This is a genomic window from uncultured Sulfitobacter sp. (assembly GCF_964021855.1).
Taxonomy (GTDB): Bacteria; Pseudomonadota; Alphaproteobacteria; order Rhodobacterales; family Rhodobacteraceae; genus Sulfitobacter.
This window is the reverse complement of the sequence record NZ_CAXHZD010000001.1, coordinates 356,401-379,137: the sequence shown is the minus strand read 5'-3', so window position 1 is coordinate 379,137 and position 22,737 is coordinate 356,401. Positions and strand designations below refer to the sequence as shown.

Below are 22,737 nucleotides of genomic sequence, written 5' to 3'. Positions count from 1 at the left end.
TATGCTCGTTGCCCTATTTGCCCATGACAAACCCGGCGCATTGCCTGTGCGTCAGGAAAACCGCCCGGCCCATGTCGATTACCTGAAATCAACTGGTTGTGTTGCGCAGGCGGGCCCCTTGCTGGATGACGACGGTCAAATGTGCGGATCGCTGGTGATTTTGGATGTCGCCGATATGGCCGGCGCGCAAAGCTGGGCGGATAATGACCCCTATGCCAAGGCCGGTCTGTTTGCAGATGTGCAATTGGTCGCGTGGAACAGGGTCATCGGCTGATGGCGTATTGGTTGTTCAAATCCGAACCATCCACATGGGGCTGGGATGATCAGGTCGCCAAAGGGGACGCGGGCGAGGAATGGGACGGCGTGCGCAATTATCAGGCACGTAATTTCATGCGCGACATGGCAATCGGCGACCGTGGGTTTTTCTATCACTCTCAAGGTGAACGCGCCATTGTCGGCATTGTTGAGGTCTGCGCCGAGGCCCATCAGGACAGTTCAACCGATGATCCGCGTTGGACCTGCGTCGATATCAAAGCTGTACGGCCCTTTAAGAACCCGGTCACGCTGGACCAGATTAAGGGTGATGGTCGATTTGACGACATGCCCTTGGTCAAAAGCCCGCGATTGTCGGTGCAGCCTGTCACAGACCAGCAGTGGCAACAGATCTGCGCCATGGGCGATACCGAAGCGTAACTTACTGGGTGTCTGAAATGTAAAAAGGGTTCCGGCGCAGTGCCAGAACCCTTTCTCACCCCACGCGTTCCCCGAAAGGCCACCTCGCGTGTATCGAAATATGTTCTGGCCATCCTGGCCGACTGGTTTGTGGTACCCCCCCGAACGATTCAGCGCAAGAATCTAGTGTTTCAAAGGGGATGTAATAAAGAAACGCCCAATTAACCAATTGGGCGCTCCTGTATCGGGTTCACTTTGAAAGGGCGCGCGGCTTAGCCGTACACAGCCTCTTTGCCGAAATGTTTGGTCAGCATGTAATAGATCACGGCGCGGTATTTGTTGCGCTCGGATTTGCCGTAGATATCGATTACTTTATGGATCGCTTCCATCAGCTCGGGGCCGTCGGCCATGCCCAGCTTTTTCATCAGAAAGTTCTGTTTAACCAGCTCAAGTTCGCTGTCCTGGCTGGCCGCGACGGTCTGTGCATCCGCGTTGTAAATCGCAGGCCCGCAACCGATTGTCACCTTGGTCAGCAACGGCATATCAGGTGTCATGCCACATTTGTTTGTCAGATCATCCGCGTATTTCGCGATCCATTCGTCTCTCTTACCCATTACTTAGCTCCATGCTTGTCCTTGACCGTTCATTGCGGCCTCGCGCTAGACCCTAGTCAGAATTTCGCTTTGGCAAAAGTTATTTATGTTCCCTTGGGCCGAAACCACGTTAACCAATTCTTAACAACTATCGGTTTGCAGAGTGAAACATGACCGCGGAGCGGAGCTTAGATCACCTTGTTGACGGAAAGAAACTGCGCAATGCTGACCGCATGGTTTTGTTTCGCCCCTCAGTTTTCATCCTTATCGCCAGCGCCCTTGGTGCCTTTGCGGGGCCGTTGCCTGATCCGGTTCCGGCATCGGCCTATGCCCCTGTAAACATGGACGAAGCATTGCTGGGCCAGTTGCTGTTTTACGACCCCATTCTGTCGGGCAACAAAAACATTGCCTGCGCGACCTGCCACCACCCGAAATTTGCCACCAGCGACGGGGTGTCGCTGGGCATCGGCGAAGGCGGCATTGGGCTGGGGCCAGCGCGGCGCGGTGACCCAAACAACATGCCACCCGACCGGATTCCGCGCAATTCGCCCGCGTTGTTTAACCTTGGTGCGGCTGAATTCACGGTCATGTTCCACGATGGCCGGATTGAGGTCGACGATACCACGCCCTCCGGCTTTCGCACGCCACTGGACGACGACATGCTTGACGGGTTTGCCTCGCTTTTGTCAGCGCAGACCATGTTTCCAGTTCTCAGCCCCGATGAAATGGCTGGCCAAGAGCTTGAGAATGACGTGTCCAAAGCCGTGCGGCAGGGGCTGATCACAGGCCAAGGCGGCGCTTGGGATATTTTGGCGCGCAGGGTTGCCACCCTGCCCGGCTATGCCCAGCAATTTCAGGCGGTTTATGATCACATCGACAGCCCGGATCAGATCGCCTTTACCGATATATCGAACGCGATTGCGGTGTTTGTTGCGCATGAATGGCGGTCGGACACGTCGGTGTTTGATGACTATCTGCGCGACCCAGATGCCGGATACCCCGCCGATGCAGCACAGGGGATGGACCTGTTTTATGGCGATGCGGGATGCAGCAGCTGTCACAGCGGACCTTTTCAGACGGATCACAGCTTTCACGCAATGGGCGCGCCCCAGCTTGGCCCCGGCAAGGCGGCGGTGTTTGAAAACCATGCGCATGATCTGGGCCGGAACAGGGTGACTGGCGATCCGGCAGATGATTTTGCGTTTCGCACACCGTCGTTGCGCAATGTCATGCAGACCGGGCCGTGGGGTCATGCCGGTGCCCATAGCAAGATTGATGAGTTCATCAACGATCACCTTGACCCCGTCGCCGCAGCGAACCGGTTTGGGGCGGATCCAGAGGCGCGTAAAACCGTGCAACTTCCGCCGCTTGAGGCGGATGATTGGCGCGAGATGGACGATCCGGTGGCACGCGATCGCATCGTTCAGGCCGCGCTGATCCGCGCGCCCGTCACCCTTGATCCGCCAGACATCGCGGCCTTGGTCGCGTTCCTGAAAACCTTGGACGACGCCACCGCGCTCAACGGGCGCATGGGCATTCCAGATGCCGTCCCCAGCGGTTTGGCGGTCGGCGGTGTCGCGGATTAATCGGCCTGGCGGATCGTCAGGGTTTCGCCCGCGTTCACGGTAAACCCATCGCTTTGTGACCCGTCCGGCCAGCGGACTGTCACCTGCGCCTTGTCCGCATCCCCCAGCCCAAAATGCAGCGGCAGCGCAACGGCCCCGGCATGCCCGCCGCCGATGGTAACCTGTTGGCTTTGCTGCATATCGCCTGCGTTGATGCTGACCCGCGCGCCGATGGCAAAGCGGTTGCCGCCTGTGCCCTGCACCTGCACCCATGCGGCATTGCCCGCCCCTTGGGTGACGTTTTGATACAGCCGCATCGGCGCACGGCGGTTCACCACCACCAGATCAAGCAGACCATCGCCGTCAAAATCAGCCAGCGCCGCCCCCCGCGACCGTGCAACATCGGCAATGCCCGCATGCTCTCCGGCCTCGGTAAACTTGCCGTCACCCCCTTGGATCAGCAGGTTATTCGGGTCGCGCATGGCCATGCCCGGCATCTGATCCACATTGCCCTTGGCAATAAATAGGTCGGGCAGCGCGTCGTTATTCACGTCGCCAAAAGTGGCATGCCAGCCCGTTGATGGCCGCCCGTCGCCCTTAAGATAGGGGTTATGCGCATAGGTGCCGATGTCGTAAGGCGCGTTCGCATATGTGCCGTCTGGTTGGGCGATCTGCATCAGTTGATCGCCCATCGACGTCAACATCAGCTCGTCCCGGCCATCGCCTGTCAGATCACGGCTGGCGATCCCCATGCCCCACAGTGACACCGCCGGAAACCCGTCATCAGGGGTTAGAAAACGACGCTCGTGAATGTCCCACAGCTGCTCTGCCCCGCCGGTCAAATAGTAATGCCTGTCGTTCGAGATACGCAGCGACATCACCCCGCGTGCATCTTGGGCGGCCAACATGGACAGCGTGCAATAGCCCGGTTCCAGCGTCATCGCTTTATAGCTTGGTTCACTTCCAGCAGATGGCGACAGGATGGTGTGTGTGTCGCAAGTGCCAAACGGCCCGTCGGGGTTTGCGCGGTCCACATAGTGACCCACGGCAAGCGTGGGAAATTGCGCGCCCACATCCCACCACGCGGTAAAGGCGGTTGTCCATTGATCGGTTTGGGGAATGGCCCAGCGTTCGGTCACATCGGTAAAGCTGCAATCGGGCCCGCCGCGCAACACGCGATCAGGCCCGACACGCATCACGTATAGATCCAGAACCGCATCGCCATCGATATCGACGGGATAGGCCCCGGTCACGCCCGTGATATCAACCAAACCGGGCAACGGCTGAAACGCAATTTCCCCTGTGTCAGAGACGTTTTTAAGCAAGGTCATGGGCGACGCGCCACCAGCGGCCACGATATCGGGCAACCCGTCGCCCGAGCAATCAAAGACCGACACGCCACCGCCGACGAAATGCTCCCACCCGCCGGTGTATTCGTGCTTTGGCACCCTGTCGGTGATGTCTTGAAAGATCGGATTGGCCTGCACTGATCCCGCCGCGATGACACCGATCAGGGGTAACCAGCGGATCATGCCGCGTTTTCACCCAGCAACGCATCGGTAACCTCGGACAGCGCCAGCGCCGCCGCGCCTTTCGCCCAGACAGAGCCGCTCCACGCGTGGATATCCACGGGGGTGGGCGTGCGGCCAGCGGGCAGAATCATGCTGTTCATTTCCGCCAACATGTCGTCCGTGGTCAGATAGTCATAGCGCATCCGCTCCCCGCTTAGGATGATCCGCTCGGGGTCGAACAGCTGAACGATATTTGCCAAGCCGACGCTTAAAAACCGCCCCGCCCGCCGAAAGATCGCCAGCGCGGCCTCGTTTCCGGCGTTTGCCTCTTCATAGAGGGTTTCGATCATGGTCACTGCGGAACTGCTGGCCCTCGGGTCGCTATCCAGCGCGGTTCCGGCCTCGCGGACAAGGGCGTAATCAGCGACATAGGCCTCAAGACAGCCGCGCTGGCCGCAACGGCACAGCGCACCATCCAGCTGCACCTTGGTGTGCCCCAGCTCCATCCCCGGACCAAGCGCACCACGGAACAGGCGGTTGTTCAGCACCAGCCCCATGCCAACGCCCCGCTCGATGGTAACGACAACAAAATTCGACGTGCCACGCCCTGCCCCGAACCACAGTTCGGCCAGCGTCAGCAGGTTGGTGTCATTGTCCAGCGACACTGGCAAATCCAGTTCCTGCGCCAGCTTTTCGCGCAGGGGAATATTGGTATCGGTCAACACAGGCGACCATTGAACAATACCGGTCTGCGCATCCACGATACCCGGCAAGCCGATGCCGATGGCGCTGATCGAATCATGGGTTTGACCGGCCTTTTGCAACAGCTTGCGGATCAGGCTCGACACCTCGGCCAGCACCTCGGTCGTGGTCTGGCGCAAGGCACCGCTGGCCAGATGGGCCTCGGCGATGACGGTCCCGGCAAGGTCCAGCAGAATCGCGGTATGGCGTTCGTCTGACAGCTTCATCCCGATGACAAAACGGCTGCAAGGTGCGACGCGCAACGCGATCGGCGGGCGGCCACGGCTGGGGCCGCGCTGATTATCCTCGACCTCTTGCAGCAGGCCGCGCGTGATCAGATCGGATGTGATGGTGGTGACCGAACCGGGGCTGATATCAAGGGTGCGTGCCACATCCATGCGGGGCATATGACCGGCCGCGCGCACCTGTTCGAACACCTGTTGGCGCAGGGGGCGTGTGTCGTCTTTCGACAGCATAAGCCGCGGCCCACAGCCAAATGTGGCCGTTTCGCTGCTCTCAAGGCTGCCTTGCCGAATTAGTTCGCTGGCCAAACTTTATCCCCCCATCAGATCGTTCGATCTAATCACTTCTCCCTCGATCCTCCGAAATAGGCCTCATTTTGCCGATACCTGTCAAATTATTTGTCCGATTATCAAAAATTTATTTTGACAACTGAATTAAAACGCGCAACCTCAGTACACGGAAAAAATCGATGCCGCTTAGGACATCGGAATCATTTCATCTGGGAGGAAAGAAATGCGTAAACTCTTTATGGCAGCGGCTGTCGCCACTGCCGGATTCACCCATGCCGCCACAGCGCAAGACATTACCGTCGGCGTAAGCTGGTCCAATTTCCAAGAAGAGCGCTGGAAAACTGACGAAGCAGCGATCAAAGCTGCTTTGGATGCCGCTGGTGCCAAATACGTCAGCTCCGACGCGCAGTCGTCCTCGGCCAAGCAATTGTCCGACGTGGAAAGCCTAATCGCCCAAGGCGTTGATGCCCTGATCATTCTGGCCCAAGACAGCCAAGCGATTGGCCCGGCCATCACAGCCGCCGCTGACGAAGGTATTCCAGTTGTCGGCTATGACCGCCTGATCGAAGACCCACGTGCGTTTTACCTGACATTCGACAACGTCGAAGTTGGCCGCATGCAGGCCCGCGCTGTTTACGAAGCCATGCCAAAAGGCAACTACGTCATGATCAAGGGGTCGCCCACTGATCCGAACGCCGATTTCCTGCGTGGCGGTCAACAAGAAGTGCTGCAAGCCGCGATTGACGCGGGCGACATCACCATCGTTGCCGAAGCGTACACAGATGGCTGGTTGCCTGCCAACGCGCAGCGCAACATGGAACAGATCCTGACCGCACAAGACAACAAAGTTGATGCGGTTGTTGCATCCAACGACGGTACAGCTGGCGGTGTTGTTGCAGCACTGACAGCCCAAGGCATGGAAGGCACACCCGTGTCTGGCCAAGACGGCGACCATGCTGCGCTGAACCGCGTTGCCAAGGGCACACAGACCGTTAGCGTTTGGAAAGATGCCCGCGATCTGGGTAAAAACGCTGCTGAGATCGCAGTTGCCCTTGCCGGTGGTACAGAAATGGGTGCCATTGACGGCGCGTCCGAATGGACATCGCCCGGCGGCACAACATTGTCGGCCAAGTTCCTGGCACCCGTGCCGGTTACCCTCGACAACCTGAACGCTGTGCTTGACGCCGGCTGGATCACCAAGGAATCGCTTTGCCAAGGTGTTACAGACGTCGCAGCCTGCGAATAAACTAAGCTAGCGCATCCCGGCATTGGCCGGGATGCACCCCCATTTTCCTTTCAAGCGCGGGCCGTTCACCTACGGGTGCCCCCACCGCTGAAAGACACCGCATCCCAATCCGGAAGCCAATTACATGACAGACACATCGACACCCGGGACAGATACACATCCGTCACCGACTGCCCCCAAACGTTCGTTTCTAACGCAGCTTGAAATCGACACACGCCTGTTGGGCATGATCGGTGCCTTTGTGCTGGTGTGTCTGGTGTTCAACGTGTTGACCGATGGGCGGTTTTTGACACCGCGCAATATTTTTAACCTGACCATCCAAACCGTCAGTGTCGCCATTATGGCCACAGGCATGGTGTTTGTGATCGTCACCCGCCACATCGATCTGTCTGTAGGGGCCATGCTGGCGACATGTTCTGCCGCGATGGCCATGACGCAGACCGATATTTTGCCGAAAATGCTAGGGCTTGGCCTGGGTCATCCGCTGATTCCTTGGATCAGCATTGCCGTCGGGTTGCTGATCGGCACCATTATCGGCGCGCTTCAGGGCTGGCTGGTTGGCTATCTCACGATCCCCGCCTTTATCGTGACGCTGGGCGGCCTTTTGATTTGGCGCAACGTGGCGTGGTACATGACGGACGGCCAAACCATTGGCCCGCTTGATGAAACATTCCGCAAACTTGGCGGCATCAACGGTACCTTAGGCGAAACATGGTCTTGGGTCGTCGGGATCATTGCGGTGGTGCTGGCGCTTTGGGCGCTCTGGGCCGCGCGGCGCAACAAGATCGGGCATGGCTTTCCTGTCAAACCCGTCTGGGCCGAAGCCCTCGTCGGGCTGATCATCGCCGCGGGTATCCTTGGCTTTGTGGCGATCCTGAACGCTTACGAGGTTCCAACGGCCCGTCTGCTCCGTGAATTCAAGGCGCGCGGCGAGGTGATGCCAGACGGCTATGCCGCCGCTTACGGCATTCCCTATTCCGTCTTGCTGCTGATCGCGATTGCAATTGCCATGACGGTGATGGCCAAACGCACGCGGCTGGGGCGCTATATCTTTGCGACCGGCGGTAACCCTGATGCGGCAGAGCTGTCCGGCATCAACACACGCCTGTTGACGGTCAAGGTATTTGCCCTGATGGGTGCCTTGGTGGCGCTGTCTGCGGTTGTCGCATCGGCCCGCCTGACCAACCACTCAAACGACATCGGCACGCTGGACGAACTGCGCGTCATCGCTGCGGCCGTGATCGGGGGCACTGCCCTTGCTGGCGGGATCGGCACCATTCACGGCGCGATCTTGGGTGCGCTGATCATGCAGTCGCTGCAATCGGGCATGGCGATGGTCGGCGTTGACGCACCGCTGCAAAACATCGTTGTGGGGGCTGTTCTGGTCCTCGCCGTCTGGATCGACATTGTCTATCGCCGCCGCACGGGAGGGAAATGATGACACCTTTAGTAGAGCTCAAGAATATCTCGCTGTCTTTTGGCGGTGTGCGTGCCGTCGATAACGTGTCGCTTGACCTGTATCCGGGCGAAGTTGTCGGCTTGCTGGGCCATAACGGCGCGGGCAAATCAACGCTGATCAAAATCCTTGCCGGTGCCTATCAAATGGACGAGGGCGAGATTTGGATCGAAGGCAAGAAAGCCAGCATTCATTCGCCCCGCGACGCCCGCCGTCATAATATCGAGACGATTTATCAAACGCTGGCGCTGGCCGATAACCTTGACGCGGCAAGCAACCTGTTTCTGGGCCGTGAACTAACCAATCGTTTCGGTCTGGTCGACGATGCGCAGATGGAGGCCGAGACCCGCAAGATCATGGCCCGTCTCAACCCCAACTTCAAAAAGATAAACGAGCCTGTTTCAGCTCTTTCCGGGGGTCAGCGGCAATCGGTGGCGATTGCGCGTGCTGTGTATTTCAACGCCAAAATCCTGATTATGGACGAACCCACTGCCGCCCTAGGTGTGCATGAAAGCAAGATGGTCGCGGACCTGATTAAAGAGCTGAAAGCCCAAGGTTTGGGTATCTTTTTGATCAGCCACGACACCCGCGAAATGCTGGACCTGTGCGACCGTGTGTCGGTGATGAAAAACGGCACATTGATCGGCACCGAAAAGGTCGGTGACGTGACCGAGGATGACATCCTGAGCATGATCATCATGGGCAAAGCGCGCGACGCTGCTTAGGCTCTGACAAAGGGGAAAACGCATGTTTTTGGGTCTTGATCTGGGCACCTCGGGCCTGAAGGCGCTGTTGGTTGACGCCGATGAAAACATCATCGCCGAGGCCAGCGCGCCCTTGCAAGTATCGCGCGCCCATGACGGGTGGAGCGAGCAAAATCCCGATGATTGGTTCACCGCCTGCGCGGCTGCAATCGCCGGTCTTGGTGTTGATCTAAGCGGCGTTCAGGGCATCGGGCTTAGCGGGCACATGCATGGTGCGACGCTGATTGATGCAAACGGTGCGGCGTTGCGCCCCTGTATGCTGTGGAATGACACCCGTGCCGCTGTTGAGGCGGCTGAATTCGACGCCAATCCGGTCTGGCGACAGGTAACGGGCAACATTGTGTTCCCCGGTTTTACCGCGCCCAAGGTCGAATGGGTCCGGCGGCACGAGCCCGAAATATTTGCCAAGATCGACAAGGTTTTGCTGCCCAAAGACGCCCTGCGGTTTTGGTTAACAGGCGATGCCGTGTCCGAGATGTCTGATGCCGCGGGCACCAGCTGGCTGGATACCGGCGCGCGGGATTGGTCCGATGAATTGCTGGCGCTATCCGGCCTGTCGCGGGCGCAAATGCCCCGGCTGGTCGAAGGGTCCGCCGTTTCTGGCACCCTGAGCGGATCAATTGCCGCCAAACTTGGCCTGCCTGCGGGCATTCCTGTCGCCGGTGGTGGCGGGGATAACGCCGCCTCAGCCATCGGGATGGGCGTTGTGAAACCGGGGCAGGCGTTTGTGTCGCTGGGCACCTCTGGCGTGTTGTTCGCCGCCACGCCCAGCTATGCCGCCGCACCCGAAAGCGCCTTGCACAGTTTTTGCCACGCCTTGCACGGGCTTTGGCATCAGATGGGGGTGATCCTGTCGGCGACCGACGCGCTGAACTGGCTGGCAGGTGTGTTGCAAGAAGATGCGCAAACGTTGACCGGTGATTTGGGGCAACTACAGGCACCCAGCCGGACGATTTTCATGCCCTATCTGGGCGGCGAACGCACCCCGCATAACGACGCACAAATCCGCGCGGGTTTCCTGCATCTTGGCCACGCAACCGACCGCAACGCCATGGTCCGCGCGGTTCTTGAGGGCGTCACTCACGCCCTGCGGGACAGTTTCGACGCCATGGCTGTGACCGGCACCAAGATCGACAGCCTGATCGCCGTCGGCGGTGGATCAAAGTCCGATTATTGGCTTCAGGCCATCGCAACATCCCTGAACATGCCCATTCAACTGCCTGCGGCTGGCGACTTTGGTGCAGCCCTTGGGGCCGCCCGTCTGGGCCGCATGGCAGCGACCGGCGCAGGGGCCGAGATTGCCGTCGCCCCCCCGATTTCCCGCGTAATAGAGCCTGATTCAAAGCTGGTTCCAACCTTTGCAGAGGCCCACGCCCGCTATTCCGAGACATACCGCGCAATCAAATCTTTGCGTTGACCTAGAGATAAGGACCCCTCCCATGACTGATTTTTTCGACGGCATCCCGGCGATCACCTATGACCCCGACGCGAGCCACGATTTCGCCTATCGCAGCTATAACCCTGAGGAGGTGCTGATGGGCAAAACCATGGCCGAGCATCTGCGCTTTGCCGTGGCCTATTGGCACAGCTTTGCCTGGGAAGGCGGCGACCCGTTTGGCGGTCAAACATTCGTGCGCCCGTGGTTCGGCGACACGATGGAGCACGCCAAAATCAAGGCCGATACTGCCTTTGATATGTTCAAAATCCTTGGCCAGCCGTATTTCTGTTTCCACGACGCCGATGTGCGCCCCGAAGGCGATACTTTCGCGCAAAGCACAGCGCGCCTGCACGAGATCACCGATTATTTCGGCGAGAAGATGGAGCAGACCGGTACCAAACTGCTGTGGGGCACCGCGAACCTGTTTTCGAACCGTCGCTATATGGCGGGCGCGGCCACAAACCCCGACCCCGATGTGTTTGCCTATGCCGCCGCGACCGTCAAAGAATGCATCGACGTCACGCACAAGCTGGGCGGTGAAAACTATGTGCTTTGGGGTGGGCGCGAAGGTTATGAAACCCTTCTGAACACCGACATGAAACGCGAGCGTGAACAGGCCGGTCGCTTCCTGCAAATGGCTGTCGAATATGCGCGCAAGATCGGGTTCAAAGGCGGCATCCTGATCGAGCCTAAACCGCAGGAACCCACCAAACATCAGTATGATTACGACGTCGCGACCGTCTATGGCTTCCTCAAGGATTTCGGCCTTGAGAACGAGGTGAAAGTAAACATTGAACAGGGTCACGCGATCCTGGCCGGGCATTCGTTTGAGCACGAGCTGGCACTAGCCTCTGCGCTTGGGATTTTCGGGTCCATCGACATGAACCGCAACGATTACCAATCGGGCTGGGACACCGACCAATTCCCCAATTCCGTGCCCGAAGTCGCATTGGCCTATTACGAAGTGTTGAAAGCGGGTGGTTTCACGACCGGCGGCACGAATTTCGACGCCAAGCTGCGCCGTCAATCGCTGGACGCGCAGGATCTGATCCTTGCCCATGTCGGCGCGATGGATGTTTGCGCCCGCGGGCTAAAGGCAGCTGCCGCAATGTTGGAAGACGGCAAGCTGGAGGACGCCCGCAAGGCGCGGTACGCCGGTTGGGGGTCAGCGCGCGGTCAGGGCCTGTTGAATACCGACCTTGAGACGATCAACGCGCAGGTCAAGGCGGATGCATTGGACCCGCAGCCTGCATCTGGCCGTCAAGAAGCGTTGGAAAACTTGGTTAACAGATATCTTTGACCTATCGCCAATGGCGGAGTAATTGACCCTATGTTCAAGCGCTACGCCATATATTTCACGCCCCCGCCAGGTGCTTTCAGCCAATTGGCGACCGCTTGGCTGGGGTGGGATTTGGCGCAGGGGTGCGCCGTGCCGCATCCCGATATCCCAGGGGTAAATGTCGCGGCCACCACGGAACGGCCGCGCAAATATGGGTTACATGCGACGATCAAGGCACCGTGTACCCTTGCCGATGGCGTGACCGAGCAGGAATTAACCGGCGCGCTGGCTGCGTTTTGTGCGGCCCATCCTTCCGTTACGCTGGGCGGGCTGGGGCTGACGCAGATCGGCCGGTTTTTGGCGCTGACTCCCGTGGGCGACACATCAGCGCTGAACGGGTTGGCATCAGCGGCAATGCAGTCGTTGGACCCGTTTCGCGCGCCCCTAGGCGAGGCGGAATTTAATCGCAAGAACCGGCCCAATATGTCGGTTCGGCAGCGCCAGTTATTGCGGCAATGGGGGTACCCCCATGTCGAAGAATTCTTTCGCTTTCACATCACGCTGACGGGGCCGATCCCTGACGCGGAACTGGCGCAAGTGCGTCAAGCGATCGAGGCCTATCTGATGCCCGCGATCCCCGCGCCGTTTGATATTGATAGCCTGACGCTATGCGGCGAAGACATGGATAGCAGGTTTCATCAGATCGCACGATTTGGGTTAGGCAAAGCTGCGAATAGTCTCTAACGCGCCGGAAAGCGCCTTTCCCTTGGGGTCTTGCAACGCCGCTTCGCGCAGACGGGCGACCCAATCTGCCGCATCTTTGCGCCCCTTCACCATCTGCGCACCATTCATCACGCTGTCAAATTTGGTCAGCCCCCGTGCATGGGTATCGGAATAACCCTTTATCAAACGTCGGCAGCGCAACATCTCGACGCACAGCGCATAATCCTTCTCAAGCGGAGCAAGGCTGCGGTCCAACCAATCCTCAAGATGTGCGACCTCGACCGCGTGACGGCGGGTTTTCAGGCGATAGGATTTCAATCCGCCCAAGACGTATAACATCACGAATGCTGGCAAGCTGTCGGTGCGCAACCGCCGCCCCTTGTCAAACCACCGGTCCAGCCATGCCATCATCTTTGGCCGCGCCTCGACCCAAGCGCCAAACCTTGCAGGCAACAGCCCCGCGATTTCCTCGGCCCTTGGGTGAAAATATTCGGTCAGCTGCATGACCTGATCCGGTTCTGCGCCCATTTCGGCACGGATGCGTATAAATCTGGGGCCGCGTGTTTTTATGTCAGCGACGCGGATCATGTCATCATAAGCCATTGCATTAGCCATATATTTTGCGGCTGTGATGCTAAGCAGCCAATCATGCGCCACGCTGTCACGGGCGATAACCTCGTCCAGCCGATCCAGATAGGACGCGCCGTAGGCGTGGTCCTGAAAATCCACCACCTTATGCAGGGCGGCGGTGGCCATCTGCTGTACCATCGGCGGCATGGCATGGATACGGTCCCGTAACCCCTGATATCTGCGCAACAAGTTCTGCGGACCTGTGATTTCGGGCGGAGTCTCTGCTTCCTTTACCCTGCCTGCATCGCCACTCCGCGCAGCATCAAACCCCGCATGAAAAGCGCGCAAGCTGGCATCGACACCTCTGCCGCTTTGCCGGATCGCATCCTCGAACGCGGCGCGGGGAAAGGGCAAGGCGTCGGTCCCTGCAAGCGCCCCAAACAGGCTGGCCGAAATGACCGATCCCTGATCAATCGCCAACTGCTCCATATCGGCCAAAATCAGTCTCTGTGCGGCTATTTCAGCGGCTGCGCGGACCTCTTCTGCATCGGCAATCCCGTCGCCCGGAACAGTCTTTTCCGACACGGCCAAGGCGCGGTGGCTTGACCCGATCAGCACGGTCCGGTCCGGCGTGACAAAGCCGCGCAGGATGGCGCGCCCGACCTCCATCATCTCGGCCGCGATCAGAATATCGACATCACCGGCCGACGGGGCCAAGGCAAAGATCGGCTGCTGATCGGTCATTGGCGTCATTTCGATGTAATAGATCGTGGCACCGGTGCGCTGCGCGACGCCGGCAACGCTGGTGGCCTGAACGGCATAACCTTGGGCGCGGGCCATGGTTTCGATCCACCCCGTCAGAACGCCACCGCCCTGCCCGCCCACAGCCATGACCGCCAGTTTGGTGATCTGGGCCGCACGCGGATCAGCGGTTTGTTCCGTGAAAAGCGCGTTCATTGCAGCATCAACCGTTTGGCGTCGCGTCTGGATTGCAGCCAACCAATCACCTTACTGCGCTGTTTTGTGCGCCAAGCCTCAAGCCGGGTCGGGTTATGCACAACATCGGCCTGATAGAAGGACGGGCACAGAATGGCGGTATCCGCCACCTCGCCGCAATTTCCGCAGCCGACGCAGGTTTGATCGATATGGGCGACAGGATCATCGCGCAGCGGGTCATCCAGCTTTTTCAACGACAGCGACGGGCAACCGGACAGCCGGATACAGGCGTGATCGCCCGTGCAAATGTCGGGATCAACGCCAAAGCGCGGGATATCAACGCGGCGGCCTTCCTTGATCGCCTGATTGCGCAGCGGTTTTTCGCGGCGTTGCTTGTTCAGCATACATTCCGACGACGCGACAATGACCTTGGGCCCGTCATAATCGGTTGTTAACGCCTCGCGCAGAACCTCTCGCATTTTGCCAACGTCATAGGTACGGTCGATCTGGCGCACCCATTCGACGCCAACCCCCTTGAGCGCCGCCGAAATGGGGTTATTCGTTGATTTAGTATCGTTTTTTGCGCGGCTCGACAGGACATCCTGACCACCTGTCGCGGCGGAGTAATAGTTGTCGACGATCACCGCGACCGTGTCGGATTTGTTGAAAACCATGTTCCCGATCGAGGAACTAAGCCCGCTGTGCCAAAACCCACCATCCCCAAGGATCGAGATCGCGCGCCGTTCGCCGCCCCCATCAAAAGCGGCGTTCGAGGCGGGACCAAGCCCATAGCCCATGGTAGCACCCCCGATTTCAAACGGGGGCAGCGCCGCGAACAAATGGCAACCGATGTCGCCGCTGATCTGGTGTTTGCCCAGCTCTTGTTCGGTCAGTTTCATTGCCGCGAAGATAGGGCGTTCGGGGCATCCCGTACAAAAGCCGGGCGGCCGGATCGGGACGGTTTTCGACAGATCCGGTATCTTTAGTGCCTCGGCATTTGGGGCGCGCACCGTGCCCGGCAGCATCTCGGGCGCGGCGGTTTTCAGGAACGCGGTGACACCATCCAGCATGACCTGACCGGTGTATTCGCCCGCCATCGGCAGCATATCTTTGCCATGCAATTCGACCGAACTGCGCGATTTGTACAGAAAACTGCCAAGCTGCTGTTCGATAAAGTCGGGCTGCCCTTCCTCGACGACCAGCACGTGTTCTTTGCCTTGGCAAAACCGGTCAAATTCGTCTTTGACCAAGGGATAGGTGACATTCAAAACATAAAGCGGCACGTCGCTGTTGCCGTAGATATCTGCCAGCCCCAGCCGCTGAAGCGCGCGCACGACGCCGTTGTACATGCCCCCCTGAACCACAATGCCCAACGGCGCACGTTCGGGGCCGAACACCTCGTTCAGCTTGTTTTCAGCGATGAATTTTTCAGCCGCAGGCCAGCGGTTTTGGATTTTATCCTGCTCGTGAAGATAGCTCATTGGGGGCAGCACAACGCGGGCGAAATCACTGCGCGGGGCCGACAGCGCGTCGCGCACGGTCAGCGGCGGCGGGACGTTATCGCGGGTTTCAAAGCTGCCCGTCACATGGCACGATCTGATCCGCACCATCAACATCACCGGGGTATTGCTGGCTTCCGACAGCTCGAACCCATCCTTTACAGCCTTGGTAATGCTGGGTAAATTCGGGCGCGGGTCCAGCATCCAGAATTGTGATTTCATGGCAAAGGCGTGGGACCGCTCTTGCATGATCGACGATCCTTCGCCGTAATCTTCGCCCACAATCACCAGCGCGCCACCCGTAACGCCAGAAGAACTGAGGTTGGCCAAGGCATCAGACGCGACATTAACGCCAACCGGCCCCTTGAAGGTGACAGCACCCCGGATCGGATAGTGGACAGAGGCGGCCAACATGGCTGCGGCGGCAGCCTCGCTTGCGTTTGCCTCGAACCGGACGCCCAGTTCACCCAGCACATCCTGCGCATCGGCTAGCACGTCCATCAGATGGCTGATCGGCGCACCCTGATAGCCGCCAACATAGCCCACGCCATTTTCCAACAGCGCCTTGGTCAGGGCCAATATGCCTTCGCCGGTAAAGACATCCCCCTCGCCTTTGCGCAGGTGTTCTACCTCTTTTTTGAAGGAACGTTCGGCCATCTGGGCCCTTTCAAAAGTCGTGTTTACGGATGTTTTTCAGCATCTTTTGCAACGTGCCGACAAAGGCCTGTTTTTCGGCAGCATCGATACCCGCGAACATCGCCTGATAGGCATCTGCCATATGCGGCCAAAGCCGCTGAAATGCCGCGCGCCCGCTGTCGGTCAGAAAGATGCGGGTGGCCCTGCTGTCGTCGGGGTCGGGCTGGCGCCGGACCAACCCGTTTTGCGCCAATGTATCCAAGGCCCGACTAAGCGTAGATTGCTGCACAACCGCAAAGACGGCCAATTCGCGGATCAAAATACCATCGCGCACGGACAGCACCGCAAGCGACCGCATCTGCGGGGTTGTCAGGCCCAGCTTGGCCATTTCTTCCTGCATGGCCGCATTATAGCGCCCCATAATCCGGTTCATCAGATAGGGCGCGAACTGATCCAGCCCCACCTCGCCCAATGTCGTATCGTCGTGCTTTTCAGGGCTGTCTTTGGCGTCCATTCAAGGGTCCTTTCCCTGATGCAGAAGGGGTGATCGGGCCGAACATGAAGTGTAAATTAACCTTTTGGAACCAGCGCGAGCGCACGGATCGGGGAGCCTGTGCCGCGTTCAATCTTGAGCGGTGCCGCGATCAGAATGGCCCCCTTGGCAGGAAGCTTGTCTAGATTGGCAAGCGAGGCGAGGCCAAAACAATTGTTGAGGTGCAGCAGGTTATGCGCGGGGTATGGCGGTTCCATCCCGCCTGCTTGGCCCGCGTCGGTACCAATACATTGCGTGCCCCAACCGACGATCCCCTTGGACAGCAGGTATTCGATGCAATCAGGCGTCGGGCCGGGGCTGTGCGGGCCAGCGTCATCAGCGTTAAGGAACTTTGCGGCGTCATGCACGCGCTTGTCCCAATCGGTGCGCATCACGACCCATTCGCCCTTGCCGATGGTGCCATGTTCGGCTTCCCATGCTTTCACACCATCCGCGGTCAGCAGGAAATCCTCGTTCTCGGCGGATTGGGCGGCGCAATCGATGACATTAACCGGCGCGACCAAGCGCTGCACATCCAACGTGTCGGTATAGCCGTCCTCGTAATCCTTGCCGGTAATCCAATGGTGCGGCGCGTCGAAATGGGTGCCGGAATGTTCGCCCAGCTTTAGCCAGTTCCACGCGAAAAACGGGCCGTCATTGTCGTATTCGCTGATCTTGTGAATTTCGATCTTTGGGGTGTTCTTGGCAAAATCCTCGGGCAGTTCTAAAATCGGGGTGTCAGGGCCAAGGCTGCTTGAACAGTCGATCACCTCAACACCGCCGGTCGCCAACATCATTGCAAGGTTCGTCAGACTTTCTGCGCCGCTCATCATCATATCTCCCGTGGTTATGCTGTTGCACTGTTGTTGATAAAGGATGCTACGTAGCGTTATATGCATTTGCAATAAAATTAGCGTGCTAACAAAGTTACGCAATAAATTGAGGGACTTATGCCTGATCGCGGCTACTTTCTTTATCATTCTATCGGTCAATATCCGGGAAAAGCGCAGGATATGGCCGCCGCTTTGGCTGATTTTTCCGATGTCTGGGGCACGCCGGATGACGGGCAATGGCCGTCGGTTTTAACCAAAAGACAAGAGTTCCTGACCCTGTGGCGCGATCTGATAGATGCGCCAGATGAGACGCTGACCAGCGCTGAAAATGTCACCACGGCGCTGTTTTCGATCCTTGGCGGTCTGCCAGCGGGGCAATTGCGCGGCAAGCGCGTGCTGATCGGGGCAGATTGCTTTCCCTCGCTGCATTTTCTGCTGAACGGGTTGGCGGATCGCATGGGGTTCACCCTGCATACCGTGCCGATACGCGACGGCGCATTTTGGGTAACGGATGACGATCTGCTTGATACTTGGGGCGCGGATGTTGGTCTGGCGCTGCTGACCTTTGTCACCTCGACCAGTTCGCACCGCTGTGATTTGCAGCGGCTGATCGCACATGGGCGCGCGATGGGGTCGTTGATCGGGGTGGACCTGACCCAAGGGATCGGGATTATCCCGTTTTCGCTGAATGACTATGCCTCCGATTTTGTGGTTTCCAGCAGCTTGAAGTGGCTGTGCGGTACGCCCGGTGCGGGCATCATCCAGATGCGCCGTGATCTGATCGAACAGACTACACCCGAGCTGCGCGGCTGGTTCTCGCAGGATAATCCGTTTTCGTGGGATTTGAACGCCTTTGACTATGCCCCCGATGCGCGGCGGTTTGACCATGGAACACCATCGGTTTTGGCCTGTTTAGGGTCGATTCCCGCATTGCGTTGGCATGCGGGGCAGTCTGATCTAATGGCCCATAACCGCGCGCTGACCGATCAAATCATCGCGGCTGCAGATGATGCCGGGTTAACTCTTGCCACGCCTAGGGATGCTGAACAGCGCGGCGGGTCTGTTATGGTAAAATTACCGCAAACCATTGACGCGCAGGCCTTGGTTGGCACGTTGCGCGCGCAGGATATCCACGTCGATTGTCGCGGCCAGATCCTGCGTTTGTCGCCGGGGGTGATTACGTCAGCCGCGCATGTGGAGGGTCTGTTTCAGGCGCTGAAGGCGGTGATCTAAAGCGCGTTAAAGAACCGTTGCATCCTGTCCATCGCATCGGTCAGCACATCAATTTCAGCGCAACCGAAACACACGCGCAAATGCCCCTCGCCCGCGTCGCCGTAAAAACTGCCCGCCTCGACCACAACGCCGGTTTCTTCCAGCAAGCGGTCCGCGCAATCCTGCGCGCTTAGGCCCGTCGCGGCGATGTTGGGAAAGGCGTAAATCGTGCCCTCAACCGGGGCGCAGGTGACGCCGGGCATCTGGTTCAGCCGCCCGACCACCAGATCACGGCGGGCGCGATCCCGCGAGACCATACCAGCCAGAACGGACGCATCCCCCGTGACAGCGGCAAGCGCGCCGTGCTGGATAAACGTGTTCACATGGGTGACCTCGTTCGTGGTGATTTTCATCAACGGGCCCATCAAAGCCGCGTCTGCCACCACATAGCCCAGCCGCCAACCGTCCATGGCATAGGCTTTGGTGAAGGCGAACATCGAAATGGTGCGTTCCTTCATCCCCGGCAAGGACGCGATCGAGATATGCGTTTCGCCATAGGTGATTTCTTCGTAGACCTCGTCCGAGATCACCAAAAGATCATGTTCCTGCGCAAGATCGGCAATGATTTGCAGTTCCGCACGGGTATAGACTCGGCCCGTCGGATTGCAGGGGTTGATCAAGGCGATCACACGGGTCGCAGGGGTGATATGCGGCTCTATCAAGGCGCGATTGATGGAAAACCCGTTGCTTGCGTCCAAAGGGGCGATGGTCACTTTGGCCCCCGCCAGTTCTGCCTTGCCGATATGTTGGGGGTAATAGGGCACCAGCAAAAGCGCCTCGTCACCGTCATCCAGAAACGCCATGAACGCGGCAAACGACCCTTGGGTCAACCCGTTGGTGATCAGCACATTGTCGGCTGTGACATCCAGCTTGTTCTGATCCCGCAGCTTTGTCGCCAGCGCGCTGCGCAGTTCGGGCAGCCCTTGCAGATCGGAATAATGTACGGCCCCAGCTTGCAGCGCAGCAATCGTCGCGTCCTTGATATGCTGGGGGGTATCCTCGGCGGGCATCCCCAGTTCAAGATGGATCAAATCCTCCGGCATCCCAACCGCTTTGGCAAACATCCCAAAGTTTTTCGGGCTGGTGTCGGTAATCCGGCGGGCGGGGCGTATGGGCATCAGGCTCTCCTTGCATGAGATACATGCGTTTGCACCTATTTTGATAACGCGGTCCGGGATCAAAAGCCAAGCTTAAAGGGTGACAGGAATTGCGGCCCCCTGAAACGAAAAACGCCGCCCCGACAGATGTCGAAGCGGCGCGATCTTGGGCGGGTTGGCCCGGATTTAGTAGCGGTAGTGTTCCGGCTTGAACGGACCTTCGGGTTTGACGCCGATATAGGCCGCTTGCTCGCTGCTGAGCTGGGTCAGCTTTACGCCGATACGATCCAGATGCAGGCGGGCGACTTTCTCGTCCAGATGCTTGGGCAGGATGTACACTTCGTTTTTGTATTTGCCGGTGTTTTCCCACAGTTCGATCTGCGCCAACACTTGGTTGGTAAAGGACGCAGACATCACAAACGACGGGTGGCCCGTGGCGTTACCAAGGTTCAACAAACGACCCTCGGACAGCAGGATCAAGCGGTTGCCCGAAGGCATCTCGATCATGTCGACCTGTTCTTTGATGTTCGTCCATTTGTGGTTCTTCAGCGCGGCGACCTGAATTTCATTGTCGAAGTGGCCGATGTTGCCAACGATCGCCATGTCCTTCATCTCGCGCATATGCTCGATCCGGATCACGTCTTTGTTGCCGGTGGTGGTGATAAAGATGTCAGCGGTGGCCAACACGTCTTCCAACAGCACGACTTCGAAACCGTCCATAGCAGCCTGCAGCGCGCAAATCGGATCGGCTTCGGTTACTTTGACCCGTGCGCCAGCGCCGGCCAGCGATGCCGCCGACCCTTTGCCAACATCACCATAGCCGCAAACCACGGCGACCTTACCGGCCATCATGGTGTCTGTGGCGCGGCGGATGCCGTCGACCAGCGATTCCTTGCAGCCGTATTTGTTGTCGAATTTCGACTTGGTCACGCTGTCATTCACGTTGATCGCAGGGAAAGGCAGTTGGCCCTGTTTCACCAGATCGTACAGGCGGTGAACGCCGGTTGTTGTTTCCTCGGACACGCCTTTGATCTGGTCGCGCATCTTGGTGAACCAACCGGGGGAGGCTTCCATGCGCTTTTTGATCTGCGCTTTGATCGCGACTTCTTCTTCGGATGTCGGCACGGCGATCACGTCTTCGCCTGCTTCGGCGCGGGCGCCCAGCAGGATGTACAACGTCGCGTCGCCGCCATCGTCGAGGATCAGGTTCGGGCCTTCGGGGAACTGGAAGGATTTATCAAGGTAATCCCAGTGCTCTTCCAGCGACTGGCCTTTGATCGCGAAAACAGGCGTGCCGCCCGCAGCAATTGCAGCGGCGGCGTGGTCTTGGGTCGAAAAGATGTTGCACGAGGCCCAGCGCACATCGGCACCCAGCACAACCAGCGTTTCGATCAGAACAGCGGTCTGGATCGTCATGTGCAGCGACCCAACGATGCGCGAACCGGCCAGCGGTTTGCTTTCACCATATTCGGCACGCAACGCCATCAGGCCCGGCATTTCAGTCTCGGCGATATCAAGTTCCTTGCGACCATACGCGGCAAGGCTAATGTCTTTAACGATATAATCGTTGGCCATTTGGCATCCCTTTTCAAAAGATCGGATATTTGCCACGCGCGTAGCACTTTAAATCTTTAATCTCAACGATTGATGGGAATGGTGGCGTACCACCGCTATTTTGCGCCGATGCCGCGTGTATTTACGGTTTCATGATCGCGGGCATCGTGGGAAGAACGGACAGGCACACAGAAACGGAGAACCGATATGGCGCAGCAGCCCCGCGCGTGGCAACGCATGCTTTCGGGTCGCAGGCTGGACCTGCTGGACCCCACCCCGGTCGATATCGAGATTGAAGATATCGCGCATGGGCTGGCGTTTGTTGCCCGTTGGAATGGCCAAACCCACGGCGATTACGCCTATTCGGTTGCCGAACATTCGCTGTTGGTGGAAACGCTGTTTGCGCGGCTGAACCCAAAGGCACCGACGAAATGGAAGCTGGCCGCGCTTTTGCACGACGCGCCGGAATATGTGATCGGCGATATGATTTCTCCGGTCAAAGCGGCCGTTGGGCCGGGGTATGGCGCGCTGGACGAACGGTTGACCGCAGCGATACACATTCGGTTTGGCCTGCCTGCAGCGATCCCCAAAACGGTCAAGCAGCAGATCAAAAAGGCCGACCGGATCAGCGCCTGGATGGAAGCCACCCAAATCGCCGGATTTGAAGAGGCCGAGGCCACACGGTTTTTCGGCAAGCCCGATACCAGCATTACCCAAGACCTGACAATCGTGCTGCGCCCGCCTGTTGAAACCCGCAATGATTTCACGGCCCGTCACGCTGCCCTGCTATCGGAGATGTCATGATCAACGTAAGACGCGCCAGCGAACTGGACGCCGCAAGTATGGCGCAGCTGCTGAACGAGATTATTGAAATTGGCGGCACCACGGCAATGACGCGGCCAGTCACCGGCGATGATCTAAAAGAACGGATGGCAGCAAACCCGGATCAAAGCGCATGGCACGTTGCCTTGGACGGCGATGAAAAGGTCGTCGGGTTTCAATGGATCAGCCCTCATACCAAGTTGCCAGCCGAGGCCTGCGATATCGCGACATTCGTGCAGGTCGGGCGCACGGGGCTTGGCATCGGGTCAGGGCTGTTTAACGCCACCTCTGACGCGGCAAAACAATTGGGCTATGTCTGGATCAACGCAACAATCCGCGCCGATAATACCGGCGGGCTGACCTATTACCAAAGCCGCGGCTTTCGCGACTGGCACTATGACGAGGGTGTCGAGATTGCGTCGGGCTTGGTCGTGGACAGGATCAGCAAGCGGTACGACATCTAAA

The 22,737-nt window shown here is 58.5% G+C and carries 21 protein-coding genes; 12 read left to right on the top strand and 9 right to left on the bottom strand.

What is annotated here, in order from left to right:
- The first annotated feature begins 1 nt into the window (after position 1).
- Both AADJ11_RS01785 and AADJ11_RS01780 read left to right on the top strand, forming a co-directional pair.
- Entirely contained in the window at positions 2–274 is a 273-nt protein-coding gene (locus AADJ11_RS01785) for a YciI family protein (protein ID WP_341232845.1), read from the top strand.
- A complete protein-coding gene (locus AADJ11_RS01780; RefSeq protein WP_341232844.1) occupies positions 274–693 on the top strand; it encodes an EVE domain-containing protein in 420 nt (139 codons plus the stop codon). Before AADJ11_RS01785 ends, AADJ11_RS01780 begins: the two co-directional genes overlap by 1 nt.
- Before the next feature lie 251 nt (positions 694–944).
- On the opposite strand, the gene AADJ11_RS01775 is transcribed toward AADJ11_RS01780, so the two are convergent.
- On the bottom strand, positions 945–1,286 hold the full coding sequence (locus tag AADJ11_RS01775; RefSeq protein ID WP_341232843.1) for a DUF2853 family protein: 342 nt from the start codon (positions 1,284–1,286) through the stop codon (positions 945–947).
- Positions 1,287–1,498: 212 nt separating this feature from the next.
- On the opposite strand from AADJ11_RS01775, the gene AADJ11_RS01770 reads away from it, so the two are divergent.
- Positions 1,499–2,851 (top strand): cytochrome c peroxidase, encoded by a 1,353-nt coding sequence (locus AADJ11_RS01770; protein ID WP_341233644.1) that lies wholly within the window; start codon positions 1,499–1,501, stop codon positions 2,849–2,851.
- Here the strand turns inward: AADJ11_RS01770 and AADJ11_RS01765 are convergent.
- The gene (locus AADJ11_RS01765) at positions 2,848–4,362 is read right to left on the bottom strand and encodes a CRTAC1 family protein (RefSeq protein WP_341232842.1); all 1,515 of its coding nucleotides are present in this window, start codon (positions 4,360–4,362) and stop codon (positions 2,848–2,850) included. The two genes, AADJ11_RS01770 and AADJ11_RS01765, sit on opposite strands and share 4 nt — an antisense overlap.
- On the bottom strand, positions 4,359–5,558 hold the full coding sequence (locus AADJ11_RS01760) for an ROK family protein (RefSeq protein WP_341233643.1): 1,200 nt from the start codon (positions 5,556–5,558) through the stop codon (positions 4,359–4,361). The genes AADJ11_RS01765 and AADJ11_RS01760 overlap by 4 nt, the downstream gene beginning before the upstream one ends.
- Before the next feature lie 280 nt (positions 5,559–5,838).
- On the opposite strand from AADJ11_RS01760, the gene xylF reads away from it, so the two are divergent.
- The 6 genes from xylF (at position 5,839) to AADJ11_RS01730 (ending at position 12,542) form a co-directional block, all read left to right on the top strand.
- On the top strand, positions 5,839–6,861 hold the full coding sequence (xylF, locus tag AADJ11_RS01755; protein WP_341232841.1) for a D-xylose ABC transporter substrate-binding protein: 1,023 nt from the start codon (positions 5,839–5,841) through the stop codon (positions 6,859–6,861).
- A gap of 124 nt (positions 6,862–6,985) precedes the next feature.
- A complete protein-coding gene (locus AADJ11_RS01750) occupies positions 6,986–8,299 on the top strand; it encodes a sugar ABC transporter permease (protein WP_341232840.1) in 1,314 nt (437 codons plus the stop codon).
- Positions 8,299–9,042, top strand: a complete 744-nt coding sequence (locus AADJ11_RS01745; RefSeq protein ID WP_341232839.1) for an ATP-binding cassette domain-containing protein — start codon at positions 8,299–8,301, stop codon at positions 9,040–9,042. Before AADJ11_RS01750 ends, AADJ11_RS01745 begins: the two co-directional genes overlap by 1 nt.
- Before the next feature lie 22 nt (positions 9,043–9,064).
- On the top strand, positions 9,065–10,498 hold the full coding sequence (gene xylB / locus AADJ11_RS01740) for a xylulokinase (protein ID WP_341232838.1): 1,434 nt from the start codon (positions 9,065–9,067) through the stop codon (positions 10,496–10,498).
- A gap of 22 nt (positions 10,499–10,520) precedes the next feature.
- The gene (gene xylA, locus AADJ11_RS01735; protein ID WP_341232837.1) at positions 10,521–11,819 is read left to right on the top strand and encodes a xylose isomerase; all 1,299 of its coding nucleotides are present in this window, start codon (positions 10,521–10,523) and stop codon (positions 11,817–11,819) included.
- A 30-nt stretch (positions 11,820–11,849) separates the two neighbouring features.
- The gene (locus AADJ11_RS01730; protein WP_341232836.1) at positions 11,850–12,542 is read left to right on the top strand and encodes a DUF1045 domain-containing protein; all 693 of its coding nucleotides are present in this window, start codon (positions 11,850–11,852) and stop codon (positions 12,540–12,542) included.
- On the opposite strand, the gene AADJ11_RS01725 is transcribed toward AADJ11_RS01730, so the two are convergent.
- The 4 genes from AADJ11_RS01725 to AADJ11_RS01710 are packed head-to-tail and all read right to left on the bottom strand — an operon-like array spanning position 12,516 to position 17,524.
- On the bottom strand, positions 12,516–14,048 hold the full coding sequence (locus AADJ11_RS01725) for an indolepyruvate oxidoreductase subunit beta family protein (RefSeq protein WP_341232835.1): 1,533 nt from the start codon (positions 14,046–14,048) through the stop codon (positions 12,516–12,518). The genes AADJ11_RS01730 and AADJ11_RS01725 overlap by 27 nt on opposite strands.
- The gene (locus AADJ11_RS01720; protein WP_341232834.1) at positions 14,045–16,183 is read right to left on the bottom strand and encodes an indolepyruvate ferredoxin oxidoreductase subunit alpha; all 2,139 of its coding nucleotides are present in this window, start codon (positions 16,181–16,183) and stop codon (positions 14,045–14,047) included. Before AADJ11_RS01720 ends, AADJ11_RS01725 begins: the two co-directional genes overlap by 4 nt.
- Positions 16,184–16,193: 10 nt before the next feature.
- Positions 16,194–16,676, bottom strand: coding sequence for a MarR family transcriptional regulator (locus AADJ11_RS01715; protein ID WP_341232833.1), 483 nt, complete (start codon positions 16,674–16,676; stop codon positions 16,194–16,196).
- A gap of 56 nt (positions 16,677–16,732) precedes the next feature.
- Entirely contained in the window at positions 16,733–17,524 is a 792-nt protein-coding gene (locus AADJ11_RS01710) for a cyclase family protein (RefSeq protein ID WP_341232832.1), read from the bottom strand.
- A gap of 120 nt (positions 17,525–17,644) precedes the next feature.
- Between AADJ11_RS01710 and AADJ11_RS01705 the strand changes: the two genes are divergently transcribed.
- Complete coding sequence (locus tag AADJ11_RS01705) at positions 17,645–18,760, top strand: aminotransferase class V-fold PLP-dependent enzyme (protein WP_341232831.1); 1,116 nt, start codon at positions 17,645–17,647, stop codon at positions 18,758–18,760.
- On the opposite strand, the gene AADJ11_RS01700 is transcribed toward AADJ11_RS01705, so the two are convergent.
- On the bottom strand, positions 18,757–19,917 hold the full coding sequence (locus tag AADJ11_RS01700; protein ID WP_341232830.1) for an aminotransferase class I/II-fold pyridoxal phosphate-dependent enzyme: 1,161 nt from the start codon (positions 19,915–19,917) through the stop codon (positions 18,757–18,759). The two genes, AADJ11_RS01705 and AADJ11_RS01700, sit on opposite strands and share 4 nt — an antisense overlap.
- 165 nt (positions 19,918–20,082) lie before the next feature.
- A complete protein-coding gene (ahcY, locus tag AADJ11_RS01695) occupies positions 20,083–21,471 on the bottom strand; it encodes an adenosylhomocysteinase (protein WP_341232829.1) in 1,389 nt (462 codons plus the stop codon).
- 186 nt (positions 21,472–21,657) lie between these two features.
- Here ahcY and AADJ11_RS01690 point away from each other — a divergent pair, with 186 nt between their 5' ends.
- Together AADJ11_RS01690 and AADJ11_RS01685 are read left to right on the top strand one after the other, a co-directional pair.
- Complete coding sequence (locus AADJ11_RS01690) at positions 21,658–22,254, top strand: HD family hydrolase (protein WP_341232828.1); 597 nt, start codon at positions 21,658–21,660, stop codon at positions 22,252–22,254.
- Positions 22,251–22,736, top strand: coding sequence for a GNAT family N-acetyltransferase (locus AADJ11_RS01685; RefSeq protein ID WP_341232827.1), 486 nt, complete (start codon positions 22,251–22,253; stop codon positions 22,734–22,736). The genes AADJ11_RS01690 and AADJ11_RS01685 overlap by 4 nt, the downstream gene beginning before the upstream one ends.
- Position 22,737 lies beyond the last annotated feature (1 nt).